The sequence below is a fragment of the Halorientalis sp. IM1011 genome (assembly GCF_001989615.1).
Taxonomy (GTDB): Archaea; Halobacteriota; Halobacteria; order Halobacteriales; family Haloarculaceae; genus Halorientalis.
In genome coordinates, this window is record NZ_CP019067.1 from 3,303,314 (window position 1) to 3,329,419 (window position 26,106).

Consider the following 26,106-nt stretch of genomic DNA (forward strand, 5'->3'; position numbering starts at 1 on the left):
GCTGGCGTGTTATCCGACCATCGTCAGGCCGCCACTGATGCTGAGCACCTGGCCGGTGATGAAGTCGGCGTCGGAACTGGCGAGGAAGGCCACGCCGCCCGCGATGTCCTCGGGTTCGGCCATCCGACCGAGCGGGACCTTCTGTTCCATGCCGCCGAGAATCTTCTCGCCGAGATCCGACTCCTTCATGTCGTCGGTCAGCGGCGTCTCCGTCGGTCCGGGAGCGATGGCGTTGCAGTTGACGCCGGTTCGCGCGAGTTCCCGTGCGATCGTCTTGGTGAACGAGATGATGCCACCTTTCGCGCCGGAGTAGACCGCCTCGCCGGAGCTCCCGACGCGAGCGGCGTCCGAGGCGACGTTGATTATCTTCCCGTCCGTGTCGGTGTCGACGTAGTGGTTCGCGACCGCGTGGGCGCAGTTGATCTGGCCCTTGAGGTTGATGTCGATGATCCGGTTCCAGACATCGGGGTCCTGATCGACGAACCACTCCATCACGTCCCAGCCGGCGTTGTTGACGAGCAGATCGACGCCGCCCTCGGCTTCGACGACCTCGTCGACCATCGACTGAACGTCCTCGTAGTCGGTCACGTCGGCGACGGCAGTGAGCGCCTCGCCACCGGCGTCTTCGATCTCCGCGACGGTCTCCGCTGCCCGTTCCTCTTCGAGGTCGTTCACGGCGATCGTCGCACCCTCCTCGGCGAGTCGGAGTGCGATGGCGCGACCGATTCCTTGACCGCTGCCAGTAACTATCGCTGTCGTCTCTGCTAGCCCTCGCATAGGTAGACGTGCGAGGGTGCTACCTTAACTGTTTCTCAAAAAATCGGACAGGCGCTAGTCGCGGTACTTGTAGCGCTGTTTCTTCCCGGTAGCGGTCCGCTCGATTTCGTCCACGAACTCGTACTTTCGGGGCCGCTTGTAGTCGGCGAGACCCTCGTGCGTTTTGCAGTACTCCTCGAGGTCGTCCGCGTCGAGGCCGTCGGCGACGACGTACGCGGTGACGACCTGTCCCCACTCTTCGTCTTCGGTGCCGACGACGGTCACCGCTTCGACCTCGTCGTGGGCTTCCAGGGTCTCTTCGACTTCGATGGGTGAGACCAGTTCCCCGCCCGAGAGGATCATGTCGTCGGCGCGGCCGGTGATCCGGAGATAGCCGTCGTCGTTGACGACGCCGAGGTCGTCGGTGTAGTACCAGCCGCTCCGGATCGACTCCTTGGTCTTCTCCTTGCTGCCGAAGTAGTAGTCCAGCGCCGCACCGCTGTTGACGACGATCTCGCCTTCCTCGCCCTGCGGGACGGTCTCGTCGGGGGCGACCACTCGGGAGCGGTCGAACTCGATGACGTTGACCTCCGTGTCGTTCGTGGGGCGGCCGGCCGAGCCCGCCTGTTCGGGGAGGTCCTCCGGTCGGAGCATCGTGTCGAGCAACGTCTCGGTGGTCCCGTACCCGTTGTACAGGTTCGGCGTGATCGTCTCCATGATCGCCTCGGCCAGTTGCTTCGACAGCGGCGAACCCATACAGAGCAGACACTCCAGACTGGAGAGGTCGCGGTCCTCGAGGTCGTCGAGTTCCGTCATCCGCTGGGCGACGGTCGGCACGCCGACGATGTGGGTCACGCCGTACGTTTCCACCATCTCGACGACCGAGTCCGGTTCCCAGTCCTGCGTGACGAGGATCGTCCCACCGGCCTCGACGACCGGATGCACAGTGATGTCGACGCCGCCCGCGTGGAACCACGGTGACAGCTGCAGCGCCACGCTACTCTGTGAGATCCCGATGTTGCGGGCCGATTCTTGCGCCCGGTTCGAGGCCGTCTCTGCGGTGAATGTGACGCCCTTCGGCATGCCCGTCGTCCCGCTCGTATAGAGGATGTACGTCGGGTCGTCGGGTTCGATGGGAACTTCCGGCGGCGCGGACCCGTCGTCGTGGTCGGTGAGTGTCTCGAACTCCTCGTCGGAGTCCGAACACCCACCGACGCCGACGGTGTGGGGGCTCACGTCCGCGTCCGCGAGCGCGGCGCTGAAGTCGTCCTCGACGTCGGCGTCGTAGACTGCTACCTTCGGGGCGACGTCGTCGACGATGTACCGGAAGTTGTCCCGGGCCAGCATGAAGTTGATCGGGACGGGCACGGCGCCGAGTTTGTAACAGGCGTACAGCGTCAACGGGAACTCGGCCGTGTTGAAAAGCACCATCGCGACCCGGTCGCCCTTCCGAATCCCGCGATCCGACAGCGCGTTCGCGACCCGGTTGACCCGTTCGTCGAACTCGGCGTAGGTGAGCGTCTCACCGGTCTCGACGATTTCGAGCGCCGACTCGTTCGCTCGCCACTCCACATTCCGTTCTAGGTATCTGCGTTGGGTAATCACACAGCCATGTGGATAAGCAACTACAATGAATCTTTCTATGGGGTATAAAAGCCGAACACTGCCGATAGGTTCGGTCGACGGATACAGTCAGTCGACGGCGATCACAGCGCGGCGAGCCCGCCGTCCACGTGGAGAACCTCGCCTGTGACCCACTCGTTGCGCGGGTCTGCGAGGAGGGCCACGCTCTCGGCCACCGCTTCCGGGGGGACGGTGTCGCCGTTCGGCACGCGTTCTTCGAGGTCCTCCATGGCCGCGGCCGTCTCCTCGGATACCGACGCGTAGTAGTTGTCCTTTCGGAGCGGGCCGGGGTTGACCGCGTTGACGCGGATCCCCTTCTCGGCCTGTTCGACGGCCAGGTAGCGGACGAGACATTCGAGAGCTGCCTTCGCGCTCGCGAGGAGTCCGTGCAGTGGCATGTAGGTGTGGCTGTCGTTGCCCGAGACGGCGACGACGGAGCCGTCCCCGTCCATGAGATCGAGCGCGCGCTGGGTCGCGAGGAGGAATCCCGTGACGCCGAGGTCGTAGGTCAGTGCGATATCTTTCGCCGTCACTTCGTCGAGGGGCTTGAACGCCGTGACGGCGGCGTTGTGGACGAACACGTCGACTGTCCCGAACTCGTCGTCGACGCGGTCGAAGAGGTAGTCGATGGCATCCGGATCACCCGCGTCCGCCTGCACGGCGAGGGCTTCGGCCTCGGGGTGGGCTTCCTCGACCGCGACGACGGTCTCGGCCGCTGCTTCCTCGTTCGACCGGTAGTTGACGACGACGGTGGCACCGCGAGCCCCGAACCGCTCGGCGATGGCTCGGCCGAGTCCGCGACTCGCGCCCGTGATCACGACGACTGCGTCTTGCCAATCCGGTGACTGGATCGCTGACATCGACCGAACGTGGGCGCTCCGTCCTGAAGACCGTTTCCCCGCGACCGATTCCTGTCGGGCAGAGAATGTGAAGATTTAGGAGGGAGGGGGAGTACGGATGGGGTATGGACGTGCAAGCAATCGATACCATGTGTCGCGGGTTCTACGTCGAACCCGAACTGGCGAAACCGCTCTTCGAGGTCCGAGAGTTCAGGACGCTCGCCAAATCCACGTTCGGCGGTGTGATGGCGAAACACGACATCCCCGAGGACGAGATGTGGCGCGTCTTCGGTGTTCTCGGGAACGACTCGCTGGAGGAGACGGTCGACGAGATGGACGAGGTCGGCGTCGAGAAGATCTTCATCGACCAGCTCGTCCAGTGGTCCCGCGACGCGAAGGAGGCGCTGACGCTGCTCAGCGTCGAGGAACTCGCGGAGATGGTCGACCGGTCGGACGGCCGCGTGGTTCCCGGCGTCGGCTACAACCCCCACCGGATCCCCGAGAGCCTCGAACGGATCGAGCGGGCCGTCGAGGATCACGACTTCAAGTACGTCTGGTTCCACCCGATGACGTTCGGGCTCGAACCGACCGACGAGAAGTGCTATCCGCTGTACGCGAAGGCCAACGAACTCGATATTCCTGTGAGTTTCCAGACCGGCCAGTCGGCCGAACCGCTGCCCAGCGAACCCGGGCACCCGATGTACGCCGACGAGGTCGCGATGGACTTCCCCGAGTTGACGCTCGTGCTCACCCACACCGGGTGGCCCTGGACGGAAGAGTGGTGTTCGATGCTCTGGCGACACCCCAACGTCTACGGCAACATCGGCGCGTACTATCCCTCCTTCCTCCCCGACAGTCAGGTGGAGTTCATCGACGGCCGCATCCGCGACAAGGTTATGTGGGCGACCAACGGCCTCGGCCTGCAACGGTGCAAGGAGGAGTTCCTCGACCTGGATATCCGTGACGAGACCAAGCGGGCCGTCCTCCGCGAGAACGCGCTCGACGTGTTCGACATCTAAGCGCCGACGTCGACCGTCACTGACAGCTCTCCCACCGGTCCAGTATTTTTAATACACGACGACGTCTCCTTCGGGTATGGAGTTCGGATTGACGAATACGCAGCAGATGATCCAGTCTCAGATTCGCGACTACGTGACCGACAACGTCGTCGGCGAGAACCTGGACTGGGACGACGAGGACTTCCCCCACGACATCTACGACGACCTGATCGACATGGGCGTGCTCGGCCTGCACCTCCCCGAGGAGGCCGGCGGCGAGGGGTTCGATCCGGTAACGGCAGGACTCGTCTACGAGGAACTGGGTCGTGGCGACGTGGGTCTCACCATGCTCGCGCTCTCGGAGAACCTGGCGACCAAGATCGTCTGGGAGTACGGCGACGACCACCATCGGGAGGTCTCGAAGCGAGTCTGTGCGGGCGAAGACCACATCTGTTTCGCGCTCACCGAACCGGATCACGGATCGGACGCCCAGAACATCGAGACGACGGCCGAACCGACCGACGACGGGTTCGTCCTCTCCGGTGAGAAGACGGCGATCACCGGCGCGACGCTGGCGGATCACGGGCTCATCCTCGCGCGGGAGACGGGTGGCCCCGACGACATCCGGGCGTTCCTCGTCGACCTCGACAGAGAGGGGATCGACATCCAGCCCTACGCCGGGCTCGGGTGTGAGGTGAGCGGCTGGGGGCAGATCTTCCTCGACGACGTGGAGATCCCGTCCGATGCCCGGGTCAGCGACGAGAACGCGTTCAAGATGGCGATGCGGACCTTCGACAAGTCCCGCGCGTGGATCGCTCTCTACGCGCTCGGGGCGGCCCAGCAGTCGCTGGACGAGACGGCGACCTACCTCACCGACCGCGAGGCGATGGGGAACCCGCTCGCCAGCTATCAGGGACCCCAGTTCGAGCACGCCGAGTGGCAGACTCGCGTCGAGGCCGCCCGTCTCAAGGCTTACCAGACGCTCTGGAAGGCCGACGCGGGCGAACCGCACACGAAGGACGCGGCGATGACGAAGTGGTACGCGCCGGAGGTCGCCGTCGACACCGTCCGCGCCTGTCTCGTCCTGCACGGCCACTACGGCTACTCCGACGACTTCGGGATCGGCAAACGCCTGCAGGACGTGCTCGGCCAGCAGATCGCCGACGGCGCGCCCCACGTCCAGAAGCTCATCGTCGCCCGCGAGACGTTCGGTCGCGAGTACCGCTCGTACTGATCGGCGCTCTCCAGTCCCCTCTGCACTGCTGTCGGTACTGTCTCTCGTAGCGCCCCGTGGTTTCGGCGGAACCGAACTATTAATGCCGCAGCCGTCCGGTTTCGGAGTATGCTCGACTACTACGGTCTGGAAGCGGACCTGTCGGAGGAAGAGCGGATGATCCAGGAGTCGGCCCGGGAGTTCGTCGACGAGAAGGTGCGACCCGATATCGGGGAACACTGGATCGAGGGCACGTTCCCGAAGGACCTGATCCCCGAGATGGGTGAGATGGGCTTTTACGCACCGAATCTGGAGGGGTACGGCTCGCCGAACGTCAGCGAGACGGCCTACGGCCTCCTGATGCAGGAACTGGAAGCCTGCGATTCCGGCCTGCGCTCGATGGCCAGCGTCCAGGGCGCGCTCGTCATGTACCCGATCCACGCCTACGGCAGCGAGGAGCAGAAAGAGGAGTGGCTGCCAAAACTCGGGAGCGGCGAAGCGGTCGGCTGTTTCGGTCTCACAGAGCCGGAACACGGTTCGAACCCGACGGCGATGGAGACTCGCGCCGAGGAGGCCGACGGCGGCTACCGACTCAACGGGTCGAAGACGTGGATCACGAACTCCCCCATCGCCGACGTGGCGATCGTCTGGGCCCGCGATCGGACAGATCCCGACACACCCGTCCGGGGCTTCCTCGTCGAGACCGACCGCGACGGCGTCTCCACCAACAAGATCGACGAGAAGCTCTCGCTGCGGGCGTCCATTACGGGCGAGATCGGCCTCAACGACGTGTTCGTCCCCGAGGAGAACATCCTCCCTGGCGTCGAGGGGATGGGCGGTCCACTGGGCTGTCTCACGCAGGCCCGCTACGGTATCGCGTGGGGCGCGATCGGTGCGGCGCGTGACGGCTTCGAGACCGCACGCCAGTACGCCACCGACCGCGACCAGTTCGGCGGCCCCATCGCCCGGTTCCAGCTCCAGCAGGACAAGCTGGCGGAGATGGCCACCCAGATCACGCTCGCGCAACTGCTCGCCCACCGACTCGCCGACCTCAAGGAACGCGGCGACATGCGTCCCCAGCACGTCTCGATGGCCAAGCGCAACAACGTCCGGATGGCGCGCAATCAGTCCCGGATCGCCCGCGAAATCCTCGGCGGGAACGGAATTACGGCGGACTACTCCCCGATGCGCCACATGGCGAATCTGGAAACGGTCTACACCTACGAGGGCACTCACGACATCCACACCCTGATCCTCGGGGAAGATCTCACCGGCTTCGCGGCCTACGAACAATGACAAGCGATACCGATCCCGTGGTCGTCGGTGCGGTGCGGACAGCACAGGGGAAACAGGACGGCGTGTACGCCGACGTGCGGAGCGAGGACCTCTCGGTCCCGCTCGTGAACGAATTGCTGTCGACTACCGGAGTGTCCAGCGACGACGTCGACGACCTCCAGTGGGGCTGTGCGAAGCAGGTCAAAGAGCAGGGGAACAACCTCGCCCGTATCATCGCGCTGCTCTCGGACCTCGGCGAGTCCGTGCCCGCGACGACGATCGATCGCCTCTGTGGCTCGTCGGCCCAGGCGATCGCGACCGCATCCGACGCGATTCGCGCGGGTCAGCGCGAGTGTCTCATCGCGGGCGGCGTCGAGAACATGTCACGCGTCGAGCGCGATTTCGGCATCGACTCCTACCCCGGCATCCGCGAACGGTACGACGTGGACGACCTCCGGATGGGGATGACCGCCGAAGCAGTCGCCGAGCGGTTCGACGTTAGCCGTGAGGTACAGGACGCCTACGCCGCTCGCTCCCAGCAACGGGCCGTCGCGGCGACCGAAGACGGCCGATTCGACGAGGAGATCGTCCCGATCGAAGCGGGTGACGACACCATCACCGAGGACGAGGGACTCCGACCCGGCACGACGGCCGAGAAACTCGCCGATCTGCCGACCGTGTTCGAAGAAGATGGCACGGTCACGCCCGGCAACGCCTCCCAGATCTCGGACGGCGCGGCCGCGGTCATGCTCACGTCGCGCCGGTTCGCCGAGGAGCACGACCTCGACATTCTGGCCGAAGTCGGCGCACACGAGGTCGCCGGCGTCGATCCCGAGATCATGGGGATCGGCCCGGTGCCCGCGGTCCGGGGCCTGATGGAGCGGGCCGGGACGACCATGGACGACTACGACCTCGTCGAACTGAACGAGGCGTTCGCGAGTCAGACGCTGTACTGCCAGCGGGAACTCGGCATCGACGACGACAGCTTCAACGTCAACGGCGGAGCTATCGCCATCGGCCACCCGCTCGGTGCCTCCGGCGCTCGCCTGCCGGTGACGCTCGTCCACGAGATGCACCGCCGAGACGTCGACCGCGGGCTCTCGACGATGTGTATCGGCTACGGGCAGGGGATCGCGATCGAGTTCCGGGTCCCCTGACTCCTCGTCTGGATTTTATAGGAGAATAGAGCAGTACCGACGACGTTCGATATCCGACGGGTTCAGTTCACGCCGAGGAGGCTGTTCCGCCGGTCCTCGTTCAGGTCGTCGAGGTGGCCCTCGAACTTCACCTCGCCCTTCTCGAGGATGTAGTGGCGGTCGGCGCAGTAGTCGGCGATGTTCACGTTCTGCTCCACCAGCATGATCGTCAGTCCCGTCTCGCTGATCTCCTCGACGATCTCGACCACGTCCTCGATGATCTTGGGGGCGAGACCCTCGGTGGGTTCGTCGAGCATCAGCACGTCGGGGCTGGTCATCAGGGCGCGGGCGATCGCGAGCATCTGCTGTTCGCCACCGCTGAGGGAGTGTCCTTCCTGCTCCCGTCGTTCGTCCAGTCGAGGGAAGAGGTCGTAGATGTCCGCGACCGTGAACTCCCTGATGGCCTCGTCCCCCGAGCGCTGGGCGGCCACCCGGAGGTTCTCCGCGACCGAGAGCTGGGGGAAGATCTCCCGTTCTTCGGGAACGATGGCGATCCCTCGCTGGAGGATCTCGTGTGGCGGAAGACCGACGATCTCCTCGCCTTCGTACTGGATCGACCCGTTCCGGGGCGGCGTCAATCCCATGATGCTCCGTAGCGTCGTGGTCTTCCCGACGCCGTTCCGGCCGAGCAGCGAGACGACCTCGCCGCGGTCGACGGCCAGCGACAGGTCGTGCAGGATGTGCGAATCGGCGTAGAAGGTGTTGATCGAATCGACGGTCAGAACGCCCGCGGACGATTCGTCCCGCCGTTTCGTCTCGGCTTCAGGCATAGATCTCGTCACCCCCGAAGTACGCCTCGTCGACGACCTCGCTCTCGCGGATGGCCTCGGGCGACCCCTCGTCGATGAACTCCCCGTAGTGCAGGACCGAAATCCGGTCCGAGAGCGACATCACGACGTCCATGTCGTGTTCGACCAGGAAGACCGTGTACTCGGATTTCAGTCGGTCCAGCAACTCGATCATCTCACGCGTCTCCTCCTGGGACATCCCCGCGGTGGGCTCGTCGAACATGAGCAGCTCGGGGTCGATGGCGAGAGTCAGGCCGATCTCCAGCATCCGCTGCTGGCCGTGTGAGAGGTCCTCGGCGGATTTGTCGGCGTACTCGGAGAGATCGAGAAACGCCATCACTTCCTCGGCCCGTTCGAGCGGCTCCTTCAGGGACGCTTTCGATCGGACCGGCGAGAGTCGGCCGGAGATTGCGGCCTGGGCCATCACCCGGATGTTCTCCCGGACGCTGAGACTGGGGAATACGCTCGTGACCTGAAACGAGCGGGCACACCCTTTCCGGGCGATCTCGTGTGGCGAGTCGCCGGTGATGTCGGCTCCGTCCAGGGTGACTCGTCCCGCTGTCGGTTCGAGGTCTCCCGTGATCATGTTGAACAGCGTCGTCTTCCCCGCCCCGTTCGGTCCGATCAGCGAGCGGAATTCGCCCGTCTCGATCTCGAACGAGACGTCTTTGACCGCGACGAGCGATCCGAACTCCTTTCTCAGAGTGTCGACTTCTAACATACTGCTACTGGCCCTCAAACGAACCCAGCTATATAATTTTTTGTCTGATAGTTCGTCTGCCAGAACGACAATACCCAGCCCAGACACGGTTTTCAGGGTTTCTGAGGGCGGACGGGACAGTATTCGCTGGCTGGGTGATCCGGGTGGCCGCGTGTATCGGGTTGGACGTGTGGGTACGATCGGCGGAACAATTTTATAGCATGGCTCTGTGGGGGGTGTTAGCGATGACAGCAGATAAGCCTATTTCGGGCGGAGCGACAGCACGACGTAACTTCTTGAAGGCCGCAGTCGCGGGCGCGGCGATCACCGGGACGGCGGGCTGTATCGGTGGAGGCGGTGGCGGCGACACCGTTCGTATCGGGAACTTGACCAGCCGGTCCGGGCCGTACGCGACGCTCGGGGAGTTCGCCACCACGGGTGCCGAGCTGGCGGTCCAGGAACTGAACGGGAACGACGGTATCGGCGGTCGGGACGTGGAACTAGTGACGAAAGACACCGAGACCGACCAGACGACGGCGATTCAGCGGACGCGCGAACTGGTCGAGAGCGAGAACGTGGACATAGTCTCGAACGTCATCTCCAGTTCGGTCTCGCTGGCCGTCTCCTCGGAGTGTGCGAGCCTCGGCGTGCCCTACCTGTCGACGATCAACGGGACGGAACTTCTGACGGGCGCGGACTGCAACGAGTACACGTTCCGGACGAACAGCCAGGCACCGCAGGCGGCCTTCGCCTGCATGAAGTATCTGGTCGAGGAGCGTGACGTCGAGTCGATCTACATCGTCGGCTCGGACTACGCCTGGGGCCAGGCCGTACAGAACTTCACGGAACGGGCGCTGTCGGATCTCGGCCTCGATCCGAACGAGGCAATCGTCGGGTCCGAACTGGTCCCGCTCGACACGAGTGACTACTCGACGCAGATCACCAACGCGTCCGACAGCGGGGCCGACGTGTGCTGGAGTATCCTGGCCGGCACACCCGCCGTCCAGTTCCTCTCCCAGGCCGGTGACTTCGGTCTCGGCGAGGAGATGTTGATCAGCGGTCCGACGATCAACCAGGTCGACCACCTCAGATCCCTCGGCGACACCGCACAGGGCGTCGTCGGCGGATCGCGCTGGAGTTACTCGGTCGACAAGCCCCGCAGTACCGAGTTCACGCAGGCCTATCTCGACGAACACGGGGAGTTACCGCACGTGTTCGCCGCGGAAGCGTACATCGGCGTCCACGCGTTCGCGGAGGCGGTCAGAGCGGCGGAGTCGCCCGATCCGGAGTCAGTCATCGAGACGTGGCCCGGACTGACCTGGGACACCATCGACAACGACGGGACCGTGATGCGGGAGTGTGACCACCAGGCGATGGTGCCGTTCTACATCACGGAGATCGTCACCGAAGACGAGTACGACGGGCCGTACGCCGGGGAGTCCGAGGCAGGAGTCTACCCACAGGTCGTCGCCGAGTACGGCGAGGAGATGTTCCGGGACTGCGGGGAGACCGGCTGCAACCTCTAGTGGCACGATGATCGACACGCTACTCACGTACACACTTCACGGGACAGCGTACGGGTTGACGCTGTTGCTCCTGGCGCTGGGTCTGTCGCTGATCTTCGGCGTGGGAAACGTCGTGAACTTCGCCCACGGAGCCCTCTACATGGCGGGGGCGTACGTCGCGTTCTCGGCCTACAACCTCACGGGGAGTTTCGTGGTCGCGTTCGTCGCTGCGGTCGCTCTCATCGGGCTCCTGGGAATCGCGTTCGAGATCGTCCTGCTTCGACCCCTCTACGGTGATTCGACCGACCAGTTGCTGATGACCTTCGGTGCCATCTTCATCATCGAAGGGCTGATACACAACGTCTACGGGTCGATTCCCAAGCGAGCGTCGCCACCGGCCATCGTCGACGGCACGGTCGATCTCGCCGGAATGTCGTACCCGACCTACCGGATCTTCGTGATGGTCGCGGCGGTCTGTCTCACGGCGGCCGTCTGGATACTGCTCGAACACACCGACTACGGGGTCAGACTCCGGGCCAGTGCCTTCAGCGGCGAAACCGTCTCGGCGCTCGGGACGAACACCGACCACCTCCGCACCGCGACGTTCGCGTTCGGGTCGATACTCGCCGGCATCGCTGGGGCGCTCGTACTTCCGCTGTACTCCGCCTCGCCCGATATGGGCGGCAGCGTCATCATCACAGTCTTCATCATCGTCGTCGTCGGCGGGCTGGGCTCGTTCCGCGGGGCGGTCGTGGGCTCGATGTTGATCGGCTACGTCGAAACATTCGGCCAGCTCGTGGTTCCGGGGTATCAGCTCCTGTTGAGCTATCTGGCACTGATCCTGGTGTTGCTGCTCGCACCGCGTGGACTGTTCGGACAACACATCGAACTCGAGTAACGATGACAACGCAACTACTACGATTCTACGACCGGGTGAAGCGATGGACGGACGATACTGCGGCGACCGTCTGGGACGATACCCGTCTCCGATTGCTCGCTATCGTCGGTTCGATCGCGTTGGTCGCGCTCGCGCCCCTCATCTTTACGAGCACGTTGATCCGTCTCTTCATCGAGGTGGCCATCTACGGCATCTTCGCGCTGTCGCTGAACCTCCTCATCGGGTACACCGGCCTCCTCTCGTTCGGCCACGCGGCCTTCTTCGGAACGCCGGCGTACGTCGCCTTGCTCATGATGACGAACGGGATCACCTCGGTGTGGCTGATCCTCCCCGTGGCGATACTGGCCACCCTCGTTCTGGCGCTGGTCATGGGCTACCTCTCGCTCCAGAGCTACGGGATCTACTTCGCCATGCTGACGCTCGCGTTCTCTCAGGTGGTCTACGTTCTGGCACAGAACCAGCCGTTCGGACTGACCGGCGGCTCCAACGGCCTGATCAGCCTCGAATACCCGAACTTCGGCATCCCCGGCGTCGTTCACCTCGAGTTATCCACCGTCGAGTACTTCTACATCGCCGTCGTGTTGCTCGTGGCCGTCTATTACGTGGTTCGGCGGGTCGTCAACTCCCCGTTCGGGTCCGTGCTGATAGCGATCCGCGAGAACGAGGACCGCGTCGCGTTCGCCGGCTACAACGTGCTCTTCTACAAGCTCGCGTCGTTCTCGCTCAGCGCCGTGCTGTGTGCGTTCGGCGGCCTGCTCTTTGCCTTCTACTACCGCGCCGTCTCCCCGGAGCACCTGTACTGGCTCTGGTCCGGGGAAGGCGTCGCGATGGTCATCCTGGGCGGCGCGGGGTCGGTCGTCGGCCCGGTCTTCGGTGCCATCGCGTTCATCGGGATCAGGGAGGCCGTCTCCCCGTTCCTGACCGACTGGACCATCGTCCTCGGCATCGTCTTCGTCGGGACCATCCTGGTCCGCGCGCTCCGGGAGTGACTTCCCCACGATTTATTTGGGTCCGTGTTCGGTGGTACCTATGGACACAACAGTTCCGGAGATAGAGCCGAGTGACGTGTCTGGCGTCGCCGACCGACTCCGTCTGGACGGTGAGCAGGCACTGGTGACCGGCGCGGGCAACGGAATGGGACGAGTGGCAGCGTTCACGTTCGCCGCTGCGGGCGCGGACATCGCCATCTCGGACCGGTTGGCGGACGATCTGGCCGAGACCGAGACCAAACTCCGCGAGAGCTTCGACGTCGGGGTGGCGACGATTCCCGCCGACCTGTCCGATCCCGACGACATCGTCGAACTGATCGACGAGGCGGTGGCCACGCTGGGCGATCTGGACGTGTTGCTGAACGTCGCCGGCATGTCGACCGAGGAAGAGTCCGCGTCGATGTCGGTGAAGGCGTGGGATCTCGTGCAGGACGTCAACCTCCGCGGGCCGTTCCTCTGTGCGCGCGAGGCGTATCCACACCTGCGGGGCGGCGGCCGAATCGTCAACGTCGCATCGATAGCTGGGCTGTACGGGGCAGCCGATATGAGTCACTACGGTGCGGCGAAGGCCGGTGTCCGGAACCTGACCGCCTCGCTGGCCAACGAGTGGGCGAGCGAGGACGTCCGGGTCAACGCCGTCGCACCGGGGCCGACGCTCACCCCCGGCGCTGCGGGGCTCTTCGCGGACGCCGACCGGCTCACACACGACCGGTCCCACGTCGACAGGGACGTGGGCTCGCCGGCGGAGGTCGCCGATACCATGCTGTTCCTGGCCAGTTCGATGGCGAGTTTCGTGACCGGCGAGACGATACGTGTCGGTGGCGCTCCGCCCGACCAGACGGACGTTTCGCCGGTACTCGAGTGAGGATCGGACGGGATCGACCCCGCCGCGAGACCGCTCGTACCTGCCGACGGTACGTTTTATCTCTCTGGGAACACAGTCTGGAGTGTATGACACGGTTCTACGAGGATCTGGAACTAGGGGAGACGTTCCCCTTTCCCGAGTACACCGTCACCGCCGAGGAGATCACGGCGTTCGCTCGTGAGTTCGACCCGCAACCGTTCCATCTCGACGCTGAATCGAGTGCGGACTCGGTCTTCGACGGGCTCGTCGCCAGCGGCTGGCACACGGCGTCGCTCTCGATGCGGTTTCTCGTCGAGTCGGCATTCGCCGACATCGCCGTCCTGGGCGGACGCGGCGTCGACGAACTCCGGTGGTACGAGCCGGTGTACGCGGGCGATCGGATCACTGGCGAGGCGGAGATCACGTCGCTATCGCGGGACGACCGCGACCGCGGACACGTGGATTTCACCGTCGACCTCCGGAATCAGAACGGAACGACGACTATGTCATACACGACGCTCAGTATGGTCCGCTGTCGCGAGGAGTGAGGCGGGAGCATTCCTGAAGACGGGGATGACGAAACCTCGGTGCCCGACGGTCGGCGTGGGCCCGTCTTCGCGGCATCGGGAAACGCAGACACTCATGGTAACGATTGACCGTTTCTCGTTGCCGCAGGGATGGATTCGCGGTCGTCGGTCTTATAGCTTGGTGGATCACTGCTCCCGCACGAGGCCCAATTCCTGTAGCGTCGGCAGGTTCCAGCCGCGATTGACTGCGAACAACCGTGTTAGCACGGTCACGGCGGCACAGGCCCCGGCAGCGATGTCGCCGGAAATGCCGATGGTTCCCAGCAGGAAGTACGCGCTCCCGCCCAGCACGGCACAGGTCGCGTAGAAATCGTCGAAGAGGATAAAGGGCGCTCGATCCAGCAGGATGTCGGCGAACGCACCACCGCCCACTGCATTGATCGTCGCGATACCGACGACGCCGACGACCGTCACGCCCGCATCGGTGGCGACTATCGCGCCGGTCGTCGCGAACGCGGCGAGTCCGATCGCGTCCGCGACGAGAGTGATCGGATGGGTGTCCGGAGAGTCGAGTGAGACGCGCAACACGATCGCCAACCCGACGCCGAGCAATCCCAGACTGATCTCGATCGGAGCCTGCAGTGCTAACGGAACTCGTGCCACGAGGATGTCTCGTGTCACTCCGCCGGCGAACGCCATCGCCAGCCCGACGATCGCGATTCCGAGCAGGTCGAACTCCTCGCGGATCGCCTTCGACGATCCCACGAGGGCAAAGGCGACCAACCCGATCGTGTTCATCACCGCGAACGGATCGCCGAACAGTACGATCAGAAGATCCTGCCCCATTGCTCGTTTCTCGTGGAACGACTCTCTTAAGCGCTCCGAGACAGCTCACCGTACCGTGTTGGACCCTATACTGCCGCTTGGAGGTCGGAAAACAGGGATTCTTCGCGATCCGCGATATCGTGTGCGAGATCGCTGGCTTCCGCGAGTTGGTCTCGGCGCGTAGCCCCGTCATCGGCTTCGCTGATCGCTTCGAGGACCCCGGCGAGGGCCGTCCAGTCGTCGGCGATCCGGCGCATTCGGTCGGCGAACTCGGGGGCGAGTCCCGCGTCCGTGCCGAGGGTATCGAGGAAGGTCGCGTAGAGGCGGCGGAACGCACCGCCGCCCGTGCCCCGGCGCTCGATGTTCTGATAGGCGAAGCGCGCGGTCCACTGCAGGTCGTCGAACCGCGTCCACGTCGGGAGGTCGTCCGCGAACGTTCGGATCGTCGCCACACCGCCACTTCCGGATTCGTCGTCGCCGTCCAGCATGATCGTCGCTGCTCGTTCGACCGCCGCCAGCGTCGCGGTCTCAGTCGCGACTGTCGGTGTTGGCTCCTCGACGGCGAGCCACCTGCGTTCGACCGGCCAGAACCCGTGGTCGGAGCTCCAGGCGTCGTCGAACGTCGCTCGGGTGACGGTCTGTGGCTCGTCGAACTCGCTGTCCGAGATCGTCACCGATTCATTGTCGACGTCGAGGACCACGATCGTATGGGGCCCGAAGTGAGTGGAGCTTCCGAAATACGGGAGGTAGTACAGGTCGACGAAACAGAGGACGGGTCCCGATTCGAGTCGCTTTTCGAGGGCATCCCAGGCCGTCTCCTTCGACTGCCCGTCACCCTCTGCGATCGAGATTCCCAGCGTATCGAAAAACGTCGTTTCAAGGTGTGGGTTTCGCCCCATGATCAGTCGCGAGGCAGTCTCGGACTCCCCGTACTCGAAGCCGATGCCGGCTCCGAGGCCGAAACACGACGCTTCCTCGAGTCCCCAGTCGTAGTACCTGGAGAGGTTCCTGAGAGAGGCGGATCCGCAGTGATCGCCGACCGAATGTCGATAGTCACCGAACATACCGGACTGTGACGCGACACCACCAAAAGGATACGGCCGTCGGTTGGTATATGAACATACTATTTTTAAACGCTACACAATCCATAACGCTTACGTACCCAAGCGAGAAACGTTGTGTATATGCGATACAGGACATTGCTCGAACGAACGGTCGACGAGTGGGAGGACGGACGCGGTGTCGTCCAGATCGTCACACCGGAGGATGCGGACGAGAACGAGCTGCGGTTCTGTTATTACAAGGACGGGGAGTTCGTCAACCGTCCACTGACGATGTCACCGGGGCAGGACGCCGCGGAGCGGACCGGCGAGATCGTCGAGACGATGGCGAGTCTCGCACGCACCTTCACGGCCGACGAGATCGAGGCGCTCGTCGACGAACTCGGCGCGGAGCGCGTCCTCGAACTCTCGGTCCTCATCGAGGAACTCGGCAAGAGCCGCCTGACGGAGATTCTGGGCGACGCAACCGAGTGACGCAGTCGCTGTTTGCGTTCGAAATGAAAAGACCCCCGCAGGGCGTGATGCCCTGCAGGGGTCGAAATGAGTGGAGGCGGCGAACCGGGTCTCCCAGAGGCTCGCGCACTCGAGTAGGCCCCGGAACGCAGGCGGGCTTAACTTCCGTGTTCGGGATGGGTACGGGTGGAAACCCCGCCGCTGTGGCCGCCTTAACGCCGACTCGCGGAATCGAACCGCGACATGTCCAACGTCGGTGTCTCGAACGTCAGTTGACGTTCGAGGCTTGAAAGGCTTCTCTTTCAGTGGTACGGTGCGGACGACCGTATATACGTGCAATCCAGTTGACGCCTGGACCCGATTCATCGGGTCTGTGTGTCCAGTTGCGGTATGATTGGTGGCTTCGATCGGTTAGTGCTCGCGGGCTAAACGCCTCGTCACCTCGGCGCGTACACCCCGAGTCTATCGATCTCGTCTTCTACGAGTGATCTCGGCGGTATCTCTTTTCCAGGTGGGTTTCGAGCTTAGATGCGTTCAGCTCTTACCCCGTGTTGCGTGGCTGCCCGGCACGTGCTCTCTCGAACAACCGGTACACCAGTGGCAACCATCCGTAGTTCCTCTCGTACTATACGGACGTTCCCGTCAGATACCATGACACCCCCAATAGATAGCAGCCGACCTGTCTCACGACGGTCTAAACCCAGCTCACGACCTCCTTTAATAGGCGAACAACCTCACCCTTGCCCGCTGCTGCACGGGCAGGATGGAGGGAACCGACATCGAGGTAGCAAGCCACTCGGTCGATATGTGCTCTTGCGAGTGACGACTCTGTTATCCCTAAGGTAGCTTTTCTGTCATCTATGGCCCGCATCGAGCGGGCGCATAGGTTCGCTAGACCACGCTTTCGCGTCAGCGTTCCTTGTTGTGCAGAACACTGTCAAGCCATCTTATGCTCTTGCGCTCTTCGCCGCGTCTCCGACACGGCTGAGATGGCCTTGGGGCGCGCTCGATATCTTTTCAAGCGCGTACCGCCCCAGTCAAACTGCCCGGCTATTGGTGTCCTCCTCCCGGAGTGAGGGTCACAGTCACTGACGGGTAGTGTTTCATGTGTGCCTCGGCGACGTGCTGGCGCACGCACCTGTATAACGGCTCCTACCTACCCTGCACATCAGCGACCATGTCCCAGCAACAGCCTGCAGTAAAGCTCTATAGGGTCTTCGCTTCCCCTTGGGGGTCTCCAGACTCCGCACTGGAACGTACAGTTCACCGGGCTCGACGTTGGGACAGCGGGGCCCTGGTTGATCCATTCATGCAAGCCGCTACTGAAGCGGCAAGGTACTACGCTACCTTAAGAGGGTCATAGTTACCCCCGCCGTTGACGGGTCCTTCGTCCTGTTGTACCAGGTGTTCAGATACCCGCACTGGGCAGGATTCAGTGACCGTACGAGTCCTTGCGGATTTGCGGTCACCTATGTTGTTACTAGACAGTCCGAGCCCCCGAGTCACTGCGACCTGCCTCTTTCCGAGGCAGGCATCCCTTCTTCCGAAGGTACGGGACTAGATTGCCGAATTCCCTAACGTCGATTGTCCCCGACAGGCCTTGGCTTTCGCCGCCACGAGCACCTGTGTCGGATCTCGGTACGGACATCACACTCGTCTTTTCACGGGCTCTGGGTACGTCCGGCTTGCGCTATCCCACCATTCGCTCGCTTCGTGCCATTACGGCTTCCACGAGGTTCGATGGTTCGTCCGGGCGAAGGCCCGGACCGGATTGCCCCAAAGCGTCGACTTTGAGCGTGTGATGGTGCTGGAATATTAACCAGCTTCCCTTTTGTCACGTTCGAGTTACGGTGTGACTTAGGACCGACTAACCCTCGGTTGACGAACAGTGCCGAGGAACCCTTGCTCGTAAGGCCGTCGGGATTCTTACCCGACTATCGCTGCTACTTTGACCAGGATTTTCGTAACCAATCGGTCCACGCGAGCTCTCGCCCGTGCTTCCACCCAATCGGATCGCCGACCTACGCGGTCAGGATGTAACTCCTGCGGCCAGGTCTCGGTGGTAGACTTGAGCCCCGATCATTTTGGGCGCCTCAAACCTCGGCCGGTAAGCTGTTACGCTTTTCTTAGAGGGTAGCTGCTTCTAAGCTCACCTCCCGGCTGTTTAGGGCTTGAGACCACCTTCGATCGCACTTAGTCTACACTTTGGGACCTTAACCCAGCTCTGGGTTGTCTCCCTCACGGTACACAGGCTTACCCCGCATACCGGACTCCCCGCGTCGACAGCGTCCGTAAGTTTGGAGTTTGACAGCCGCGCCGACCTCTCTCGAGGGCGGACACGGCAATCGGTCGCTCTACCTCACGGACTACCTCGGCGGAGGTCATGCTTCGACATGTTTCGGTCGGAACCAGCTGTTGCCGAGTTCGATGGGCCTTTCACCCCTACACGTAGGTCACGGGAGGGTATTGTAGGACACCATCCCTAGCAGGCTTCCACGTGCCTTTCGGCACGCTTCACCTTGCCCACGCGTAGATCACTCGGTTTCGGGTCGTGTCCACGAGACTCCCCGCGCTTGAACACGGCGGCCCTCGTGCAAAGCACTGCGGCCATGTCGGTTTCCCTGTGCCTTCCCCGATGAACGGGTTAGACTCGCCTCGTAGACACACTCCCTGGTTCGTTTTTCAAAACGTACGACGGAACATCGGCTCCGCAGCAGTCCTACTGGAAGGTCGCCCTTCGGTCGTTCGTGCTACGGCCTTGTATGCCCCGTCGCTCCATCGCCACTCGATTTCAGGCCCTATTGCACCTCCCTTCTGAGGGTGCTTTGCAGCGTTCGCTCACGCTACTTTTTCACTATCGGTCTCGAGTCGTATTTAGCCTTAGCAGATCGATGCCTGCCGTGTTCACGAGGGATTTCCAACCCCCGATACTCTGGAACTGACGCACGTCGTACTGGTCTTCATTACGGGGTTGTCACCCTGTTTCACGCTCCGTTCCAGGAGACTTCGTGAAGACTGTCAGACGATGAGAGTCAGTCCAAACACCACATTGCGCAACGAGGTCGAAACCTCGCGCGCTTCGGTTTGGGCTAGGTCGCGTTCACTCGCGGTTACTGACGACATCACATTCGTTTTCTCTTCCTGCCGGTACTGAGATGTTTCAATTCCCGGCGTTCCCCATTGCGCGAAGCAATTGCGGTGGGGATTCCCATTCGGAGATCCTGAGTTCTTCGCCTCCGTGCGGCTCCCTCAGGCTTATCGCAGCTTGGCACGTCCTTCGTCGGCGCTCGAGCCGAGCCATCCACCAAGTGGCACAGTAGCCAATTGATGTCGGACACACGTTCCACGATGAAACGGGTCCAGTTGACGTCTGGATTGCACGTACACACGGTCGTCATCGTTCACACGCGGCGGTTATGCGTGCGACATCGTACCCTTCCCAACCACGCTTTCGCGGGATGGTGCATCGGTTGCGCAGACGGGATCGCCGTCCGCGGTAGTGACCGACCCGGAATCGAACCGGGGAAGCTGCGTAATGCAGTGCTCGACCACCGAGCGATCGGTCTATCCCTCTGAGAGGGAGTGAACCTTGACAGTTCGGTTGCCAGCCGAGATGGCTGGCTGTCACCGTTGCCTGTCCGTCGGACAGGACTTGTGGGCTGGGCGCGTCGGCCCAGTCCCGTGTTGTAGGAGGTGATCCAGGCCCAGATTCCCCTAGGCCTACCTTGTTACGACTTAAGCCCCCTTGCGAAGCCCAGATTCGACCACCGCATGGTGGCCTCATCCGGACCTCACTCGGGTGCTTTGACGGGCGGTGTGTGCAAGGAGCAGGGACGTATTCGCCGCGCGCTTCTGACACGCGACTACTACCGAATCCAGCTTCATGCGGGCGGGTTTCAGCCCGCAATCCGAACTACGACCGAGTTTCGGAGATTAGCGCCCCCTCTCGGGGTTGCAACCCTTTGTCTCGGCCATTGTAGCCCGCGTGTTGCCCAGCACATTCGGGGCATGCTGACCTACCGTTGCCCGTTCCTTCCTCCACGTTAGCCGTGGCGGTCTTCCTAATGTACCCAGCCAACACGTGGTTGCTGCTGGCAATTAGGAACGCGGGTCTCGCTCGTTGCCTGACTTAACAGGATGCCTCACGGTACGAGCTGACGGCGGCCATGCACCTCCTCTCAGTGGCTCCGATAAGGTCATCAACCTGATCTTCACTGCACACTGTCGGTGCTGGTGAGATGTCCGGCGTTGAGTCCAATTAAACCGCAGGCTCCTCCGGTTGTAGTGCTCCCCCGCCAATTCCTTTAAGTTTCATCCTTGCAGACGTACTTCCCAGGCGGCCCGCTTGCGTCTTCACTTCGGCACAGCACAGGCTCATGGCCTGTGCCATACCTAGCGGGCATCGTTAACAGCTGGGACTACCCGGGTATCTAATCCGGTTCGAGACCCCAGCTTTCGTTCCTCACCGTCGGATCCGTGCTCTCGAGATGCTTTCGCCATCGGTAGTCCGTTCGGGATTATGGGATTTCACTCCTACCCCGAACGTACTTCTCGAGTCTCCCGGTCCCAAGCCACGCAGTTTTCGCCGGACGCCTGCCCGTTAAGCGGGCAGATTTCCCGACGAACTTGCGTGGCCGGCTACGAACGCTTTAGGCCCAATAAGAGCGGCCATCACTCGAACTGCCGGTATTACCGCGGCGGCTGGCACCGGTCTTGCCCAGTTCTTGTTCGTACACCACCTTACGGTGTACAAAAGCGAGGACTGTATGCCCTCGCACTCGGAGTCCCCTTATCGCACTGTCGTGCAGTGTAAAGGTTTCGCGCCTGCTGCGCCCCGTAGGGCCCGGAATCTTGTCTCAGATTCCGTCTCCGGGCTCTCGCTCTCACGACCCGTACCGATTATCGGCACGGTGGGCCGTTACCCCACCGTCTACCTAATCGGCCGCAGCCACATCCTACAGCACCGAAGCGTTTCCAGCTCTCTGCTACTCCAGCGTGAGAGCCGTATTCGCTATTAGCCTCAGTTTCCCGAAGTTATCGCGATCTGTAGGGCAGTTTGGCCACGTGTTACTGAGCTATCTGCCACGAGTCTGAACTCGTGCGACTAGCATGGCTAAATCGGACTCCGATAGCAATGGCCTCCGGCAGGATCAACCGGAATGGTTCCCCAATCATGGGGGGCTGGCGGAGACACGCTATGTGTCCGTCAATCGGTGACAACGTATCGAGCAATTCGATACAGTATCACCGAACTGTCAAGGCTCACATCAGATACCATCTGTACGGCGAGGCCGCAGGGGTGGAATCCTCATACTTCCGCAGCCCCACTGAACGTGGGGAGCGAGATCGCACTGAGTGCGGTCCCGCTCACAGCGCCATCATCGACGAGGAAACTCGTCTTGGGCGTGGATGGCGTAGCGGGCGACCCCCGCTCGCCGCCATCCGTCGTGTGCATTCCATTCGATGAGGGTGGTACGTAAATACCCGTCGATAGCGAGACCGTGTGCGAACCGAGACCACGAGACGTGACGCCGAATCTCGTTTTATTTTCATATTCTCGTTTTCGATAGGTTTCCGGCAGATTCCAATATTCCCACACCGTACCCGTGGACCTCTGTGTGGATCTGTAATCGAAAGTCCCTGCATCCACCGAAACGGGACCGAAGGTTTCGTCGGTCGGTGGACTCGGTTTCGAAGGGGGAACCGACAAAAATCGGGCCCGCGTACGTACGCGCATGGTCCAGACCATCACAGTCGAAGGGATGAGCTGCGAACACTGCGAGCAGACCGTCGCGGACGCGCTCGAAGACGTCGACGGCGTGACGGCAGTCAGCGTCGATCGCGAAGCGGCGTCGGCGACCGTCGAGGGGGATGCCGACGAGGCAGCGCTCGTCGAGGCGGTCGAGGACGCGGGATACGACGCCGACGGATAGGGAACGGGACCCCAGCCCGCCCGTCTCGGATGGCGGTCGTGCTGGTACCCTGGGACTGGGGCTCCCCCGTTGTGGTTCCCCCGCAGTGGGAACGCACGGTGAACATTTACCCTCGGCCGCCGAACGTCGAGTATGTACGATTCGATACTGGTCCCGACCGATGGCAGCGACACGGCACAGGCGGCTGTCGATCACGCCATCGACCACGCGAAACGGTACGACGCGACCTTGCACACGCTCTACGTGGTCGAGGAACCGCCGATAGACGAGGGGGACGCTCCGGAAGTACTCGACGCGATCGAATCGACCGGCGAACGGGCGATTCAGGACGTGATCGACGCCGCCAGGGCCGCCGACGTGGGGACCGTCGAGGGGAGTGTCGCGGAGGGGGCCCCCTACCGGGCGATTCTCGAGTACGTCGACCAGAACGACATCGACCTCGTGGTCATGGGGACCCACGGGCGGACCGGACTGGACCGCTACCTGCTGGGGAGCGTGACCGAGAAGGTGGTGCGGTCGGCACCCGTGCCGGTGCTCACGGTTGGAACGGAACCAGCGGACTGATACTGGCGGACGGCGGATTTCACATCCGACGGGTGTCGAGGACGACGGTCCCAACAGTGTCACTGCACAGATTCGACGAATGATATTTACGAACTTCCGTCCGGCAGTATGAGCAGTCCCCTGCCCTGCCTTCTCAGATCTCGATCCGGTCGGCGAGGCGTTCGAGCGCGTCCCGCCCGTAGGCTTCCGGCCCGAGATCCGGAAGGACCTGGATCTCCCTGTCGGGAAACTCCCGGCGGATGCGGTCGAGGTGGCGCTGGTGGTTCTCGTGGCGGGTTCGACACCGTGGACAGTCCCCCTCGACAGTTTCCAGTACCCGGTTGACGAGCAGCGTCTCGACGGGAACGTCGTACGATTCGAGCCGGGAGACGAGCCGCCGGGTTTCCTCGATAGCCAGCGTCTCCGGCAACAGGACGACTCGAAAGTCCGTTCGCTCGGGGTCACGCAGGAGCGCCGCGACGCGGTCCATCCGATCCCGGAACGCCTCGATCTCGTCTTCTTCGCTACCCTTTCCCCAGAACGCGGCCGGCCCCATCACCATGCTCCGGGCCGTGCTGACGAGCCGTCGGACCTCACCCCGGACTTTCGTCGCCGTCGTGAGCGACTCGCTGAGAACGTCGGGCAGCGTCAACAACCGGAGCGTGTGGCCGGTCGGGGCGGTGTCGAAGACGACGCGGTCCCACTCGTCGTCGGCGTAGTCGAGGAAAAACTGCAGCGAGGCGATCTCGTCGCTCCCCGGGACGAACCCTGCCCGAAACAACTGCTCGACGTCCTCGTCGGTCAGGCTGATGCCGGCGTCCCGGAAGTCGGCTGCAAGCGACGAGACGATCCCCTGATAGGCCGCCTGCCCCTGCTCCGGGTCGGCTTCTACGCCCCAGAGGTCGTCGTCGATAGCCGTCGGTTCGCCGGCGAGCGACACGTCGAAGGCGTCACCCAGCGAGTGGGCCGGGTCGGTCGAGACGAGCAGCGTCCGGTCACCGCGGCCCGCGAGTTCGAGCGCAGTCGCGGCGGCACAGGTCGTCTTCCCGACACCACCCTTGCCACCGTACAGGACGAATTTCGGCATGTCTATCGGGACGGGCGACAGCCACTAATAGCCGCCCGCCGGTCCCACACTCACTCGGAGCGGACTTCTTTGCGCCCGGACAGCCGCTCCGGGACCAGCCTGACGGTCCGAAACTCGACTTCGTCACGGGGTCTGTCGAAGATGTCGACGGCCGGGATGCGAACGTCCCACAGTTCGTGGACGGCGCTCGCCTCGTAGGGCAACTCGTCGAGTACTTCGAGCGCGCCGGTCGCGACGACGCTGTGCCAGCGGTCGTCGGCCCTGTCGAACGTGGCGAACGCGACCGGGTTGTCGAGGACGGGCGTCTTCTCGGCACCCGGCGGCACCGAGAGCCGGAAGAAGAAGGTTCCCGCGTCGGCGTTGTAGCCGTACGACACGGGGCGCAACACGGGCGGCTGGTCAAACTCGGTCGTGAACGACAGCATGCCGGTCCCGCCACGACCGAGGAAGGTATCGATCTCGTCGTCGGTCAGGGTGATCCAGCGGAGTCCCTGCATACTTGCCCGTCCCACGTTGGGACGGAAAACCGCTTGCGTGGCTGTCGGTTCGCCGAGACGTAGGGGTCGGCCGTCACTCTTCGAGCAGCCAGCCGAAGCGGCGCTCCCAGAACGCCTCGTCGGGGTGTTTCTTGGTTCGACCGCGGGTTTTCTCGTCGCGGATGCGCCGCTCCAGCACGTCACGGGCCTCGTTGAGGGCCTGCTTTGCACCGTAGCCTTCGCCGGAGGCCATGTAGAGCCCGCGGTCGGTGTGCAGGCGGATGCGCGCGAGCAGCAGCGGCGTCCCCCGGCGTTTCTCGTCGTGTTCGTGGAAGTGGATCCGCGCGTCGAGGACGTTCATGCCCCGGTCGCGCTCGTCGAACCCCTCGATCATGTCGGCGATATCCTCGTAGCTCACGTCCTCGATCAGGTCGGAGCCGGAGATCTGGACGGCTCGGTTGCCGCCGGCCTCCCACGTGAGCGCGTCTAGCACGTCCGTTTTGGTCAGGATGCCGTAGGGCTGGCCGTTCTCGGTGACGACCAGCGAGGAGCCGCCGATCTCGAACATCTCGGCGACGGCGGTTTCGAGCGTCGCCTCGGGGTGGATCGTCCGGACCGGCGAGACCATCACGTCCCGAACGGGGAGGTCGAGTACCCCCTCGCGCTCGCCCTCGCGGGAGCCGAACCCGCCGCTGCGGGTGCGGCCGGCGCTGTAGTCGAGCGAGCCACCGACGCTGGGGGTCCCGCTCGTGTTTCCACCCTGACTCGTCCCCGGGCGCTGGACCGTCAGGTCGGTCACGTCGAAGAGACTCAGGATGCCGACAGCTGTCCCGTCGTCGACGACGGGCAAGTGGGCGATCCGGTCCTCTCGGAAGCGGTGGATGGCCTCACGGACCGGGGTGTCCGGGGCGAGCGTGATCAGGTCACGGGTCGTGGCCTCGGCCACCGTCGCCGCGTCGAGCGAGGGCTGAACCGCGTCGAGGATGGCGTCCGCAGTGACCACACCGACGAGTTCCTGTCCCTCGAAGACGGGCAGGAGCTGTGCGTCGCTGTCGATCATAAGCTGGGCGACTTTTTGGACGTCCTCGTCGGGTCTGAGCCGTGGGACCGACCAGGCCAGCGAGCCGAGTTTTTCCGTTGGCGGCCGGCGGGACGTGGCGAGTTGGCGGCGCGTGACGACACCCTCGAACTCGTCGCCCTCGACGATCACCCCCGTCACGTCGGGATCTTCGAAGGTCCCGACGAGCTTCGAGACTCGTGTGTCGGGACTGTGCGCTACGAACTCCTGAGAGATGATCTCTTGAATGTCCATGATCTGTCCGTTGGCCGCACCGAACTGCCGGTTGACTGGCGATTCGTCGACACCTGAAAGTTCGGCTGACTCACCCAAGAACCCCGCGGTGGTTATCACCGACTGGTAACCAGACGGGACGCATCAGTGGTCCTTACGGCGGCTACAACGATCTTCGTGACTGACGGGCAGAGACCGCGACGGCGGTAGCATGGATCCAGCGTCCCAGAACCCGGTCTCGATCCCGGTCGACGGCGTCGAACTGGTAGGGACGCTTGCGGTGCCG

Annotated in this window: 22 protein-coding genes and 3 rRNA genes; 12 read left to right on the forward strand and 13 right to left on the reverse strand. The window is 63.3% G+C overall.

The window, feature by feature from the left end:
• Positions 1–9: 9 nt before the first annotated feature.
• The 3 genes from BV210_RS17205 to BV210_RS17215 form a co-directional block, all read right to left on the reverse strand.
• Positions 10–777, reverse strand: a complete 768-nt coding sequence (locus BV210_RS17205) for an SDR family NAD(P)-dependent oxidoreductase (RefSeq protein WP_077207849.1) — start codon at positions 775–777, stop codon at positions 10–12.
• Between the two features lie 54 nt (positions 778–831).
• Positions 832–2,328: a class I adenylate-forming enzyme family protein gene (locus BV210_RS17210; protein ID WP_077207850.1), complete on the reverse strand. Its 1,497-nt coding sequence runs from the start codon at positions 2,326–2,328 to the stop codon at positions 832–834.
• A 134-nt stretch (positions 2,329–2,462) separates the two neighbouring features.
• Entirely contained in the window at positions 2,463–3,239 is a 777-nt protein-coding gene (locus tag BV210_RS17215) for an SDR family NAD(P)-dependent oxidoreductase (protein WP_077207851.1), read from the reverse strand.
• 104 nt (positions 3,240–3,343) lie between these two features.
• Here BV210_RS17215 and BV210_RS17220 point away from each other — a divergent pair, with 104 nt between their 5' ends.
• The 4 genes from BV210_RS17220 to BV210_RS17235 all read left to right on the forward strand — a co-directional run bounded on the left by BV210_RS17220 (position 3,344) and on the right by BV210_RS17235 (position 7,861).
• Entirely contained in the window at positions 3,344–4,237 is an 894-nt protein-coding gene (locus BV210_RS17220) for an amidohydrolase family protein (protein WP_077207852.1), read from the forward strand.
• A 76-nt stretch (positions 4,238–4,313) separates the two neighbouring features.
• Complete coding sequence (locus tag BV210_RS17225; RefSeq protein WP_077207853.1) at positions 4,314–5,450, forward strand: acyl-CoA dehydrogenase family protein; 1,137 nt, start codon at positions 4,314–4,316, stop codon at positions 5,448–5,450.
• A gap of 108 nt (positions 5,451–5,558) precedes the next feature.
• Complete coding sequence (locus BV210_RS17230; protein ID WP_077207854.1) at positions 5,559–6,725, forward strand: acyl-CoA dehydrogenase family protein; 1,167 nt, start codon at positions 5,559–5,561, stop codon at positions 6,723–6,725.
• Positions 6,722–7,861: a thiolase family protein gene (locus BV210_RS17235; RefSeq protein WP_077207855.1), complete on the forward strand. Its 1,140-nt coding sequence runs from the start codon at positions 6,722–6,724 to the stop codon at positions 7,859–7,861. Before BV210_RS17230 ends, BV210_RS17235 begins: the two co-directional genes overlap by 4 nt.
• A gap of 62 nt (positions 7,862–7,923) precedes the next feature.
• Here the strand turns inward: BV210_RS17235 and BV210_RS17240 are convergent, their stop codons facing one another.
• Together BV210_RS17240 and BV210_RS17245 are read right to left on the reverse strand one after the other, a co-directional pair.
• Positions 7,924–8,670: an ABC transporter ATP-binding protein gene (locus tag BV210_RS17240; protein WP_077207856.1), complete on the reverse strand. Its 747-nt coding sequence runs from the start codon at positions 8,668–8,670 to the stop codon at positions 7,924–7,926.
• Positions 8,663–9,409 (reverse strand): ABC transporter ATP-binding protein, encoded by a 747-nt coding sequence (locus BV210_RS17245; RefSeq protein ID WP_077207857.1) that lies wholly within the window; start codon positions 9,407–9,409, stop codon positions 8,663–8,665. The genes BV210_RS17240 and BV210_RS17245 overlap by 8 nt, the downstream gene beginning before the upstream one ends.
• A 275-nt stretch (positions 9,410–9,684) precedes the next feature.
• Between BV210_RS17245 and BV210_RS17250 the strand changes: the two genes are divergently transcribed.
• The 5 genes from BV210_RS17250 (at position 9,685) to BV210_RS17270 (ending at position 14,172) form a co-directional block, all read left to right on the forward strand.
• A complete protein-coding gene (locus tag BV210_RS17250; RefSeq protein WP_077207859.1) occupies positions 9,685–10,914 on the forward strand; it encodes an ABC transporter substrate-binding protein in 1,230 nt (409 codons plus the stop codon).
• 7 nt (positions 10,915–10,921) lie between these two features.
• Positions 10,922–11,791: a branched-chain amino acid ABC transporter permease gene (locus BV210_RS17255; protein WP_077207860.1), complete on the forward strand. Its 870-nt coding sequence runs from the start codon at positions 10,922–10,924 to the stop codon at positions 11,789–11,791.
• A 2-nt stretch (positions 11,792–11,793) separates the two neighbouring features.
• The gene (locus BV210_RS17260) at positions 11,794–12,780 is read left to right on the forward strand and encodes a branched-chain amino acid ABC transporter permease (RefSeq protein WP_077207861.1); all 987 of its coding nucleotides are present in this window, start codon (positions 11,794–11,796) and stop codon (positions 12,778–12,780) included.
• 40 nt (positions 12,781–12,820) lie between these two features.
• Complete coding sequence (locus BV210_RS17265) at positions 12,821–13,645, forward strand: SDR family NAD(P)-dependent oxidoreductase (RefSeq protein WP_077207863.1); 825 nt, start codon at positions 12,821–12,823, stop codon at positions 13,643–13,645.
• Positions 13,646–13,731: 86 nt separating this feature from the next.
• The gene (locus BV210_RS17270; protein ID WP_077207864.1) at positions 13,732–14,172 is read left to right on the forward strand and encodes a MaoC family dehydratase; all 441 of its coding nucleotides are present in this window, start codon (positions 13,732–13,734) and stop codon (positions 14,170–14,172) included.
• Between the two features lie 165 nt (positions 14,173–14,337).
• Here the strand turns inward: BV210_RS17270 and BV210_RS17275 are convergent, their stop codons facing one another.
• Positions 14,338–14,997 (reverse strand): trimeric intracellular cation channel family protein, encoded by a 660-nt coding sequence (locus BV210_RS17275; protein ID WP_077207865.1) that lies wholly within the window; start codon positions 14,995–14,997, stop codon positions 14,338–14,340.
• A gap of 65 nt (positions 14,998–15,062) precedes the next feature.
• On the reverse strand, positions 15,063–16,040 hold the full coding sequence (locus BV210_RS17280) for a BtrH N-terminal domain-containing protein (protein WP_077207866.1): 978 nt from the start codon (positions 16,038–16,040) through the stop codon (positions 15,063–15,065).
• A 120-nt stretch (positions 16,041–16,160) separates the two neighbouring features.
• Between BV210_RS17280 and BV210_RS17285 the strand changes: the two genes are divergently transcribed.
• On the forward strand, positions 16,161–16,511 hold the full coding sequence (locus tag BV210_RS17285; protein ID WP_077207867.1) for a hypothetical protein: 351 nt from the start codon (positions 16,161–16,163) through the stop codon (positions 16,509–16,511).
• Positions 16,512–16,582: 71 nt separating this feature from the next.
• Here BV210_RS17285 and rrf read toward each other — a convergent pair.
• The 3 genes from rrf to BV210_RS17300 form a co-directional block, all read right to left on the reverse strand.
• Positions 16,583–16,705 (reverse strand): 5S ribosomal RNA (gene rrf / locus BV210_RS17290).
• Positions 16,706–16,879: 174 nt separating this feature from the next.
• Positions 16,880–19,819 (reverse strand): 23S ribosomal RNA (locus tag BV210_RS17295).
• 359 nt (positions 19,820–20,178) lie between these two features.
• Positions 20,179–21,651 (reverse strand): 16S ribosomal RNA (locus BV210_RS17300).
• Together the 16S, 23S and 5S rRNA genes form the textbook arrangement of a ribosomal RNA operon.
• Before the next feature lie 574 nt (positions 21,652–22,225).
• Here BV210_RS17300 and BV210_RS17305 point away from each other — a divergent pair.
• Complete coding sequence (locus BV210_RS17305) at positions 22,226–22,423, forward strand: heavy-metal-associated domain-containing protein (protein WP_077207868.1); 198 nt, start codon at positions 22,226–22,228, stop codon at positions 22,421–22,423.
• Positions 22,424–22,555: 132 nt separating this feature from the next.
• Positions 22,556–22,987: a universal stress protein gene (locus BV210_RS17310; RefSeq protein ID WP_077207869.1), complete on the forward strand. Its 432-nt coding sequence runs from the start codon at positions 22,556–22,558 to the stop codon at positions 22,985–22,987.
• A gap of 133 nt (positions 22,988–23,120) precedes the next feature.
• Here BV210_RS17310 and BV210_RS17315 read toward each other — a convergent pair whose 3' ends face one another.
• The 3 genes from BV210_RS17315 to BV210_RS17325 all read right to left on the reverse strand — a co-directional run bounded on the left by BV210_RS17315 (position 23,121) and on the right by BV210_RS17325 (position 25,841).
• On the reverse strand, positions 23,121–24,053 hold the full coding sequence (locus BV210_RS17315) for a TRC40/GET3/ArsA family transport-energizing ATPase (protein ID WP_077207870.1): 933 nt from the start codon (positions 24,051–24,053) through the stop codon (positions 23,121–23,123).
• A 50-nt stretch (positions 24,054–24,103) separates the two neighbouring features.
• Positions 24,104–24,550: a pyridoxamine 5'-phosphate oxidase family protein gene (locus BV210_RS17320; RefSeq protein WP_077207871.1), complete on the reverse strand. Its 447-nt coding sequence runs from the start codon at positions 24,548–24,550 to the stop codon at positions 24,104–24,106.
• Positions 24,551–24,623: 73 nt separating this feature from the next.
• Positions 24,624–25,841: a CBS domain-containing protein gene (locus BV210_RS17325; protein WP_077208096.1), complete on the reverse strand. Its 1,218-nt coding sequence runs from the start codon at positions 25,839–25,841 to the stop codon at positions 24,624–24,626.
• Positions 25,842–26,106 lie beyond the last annotated feature (265 nt).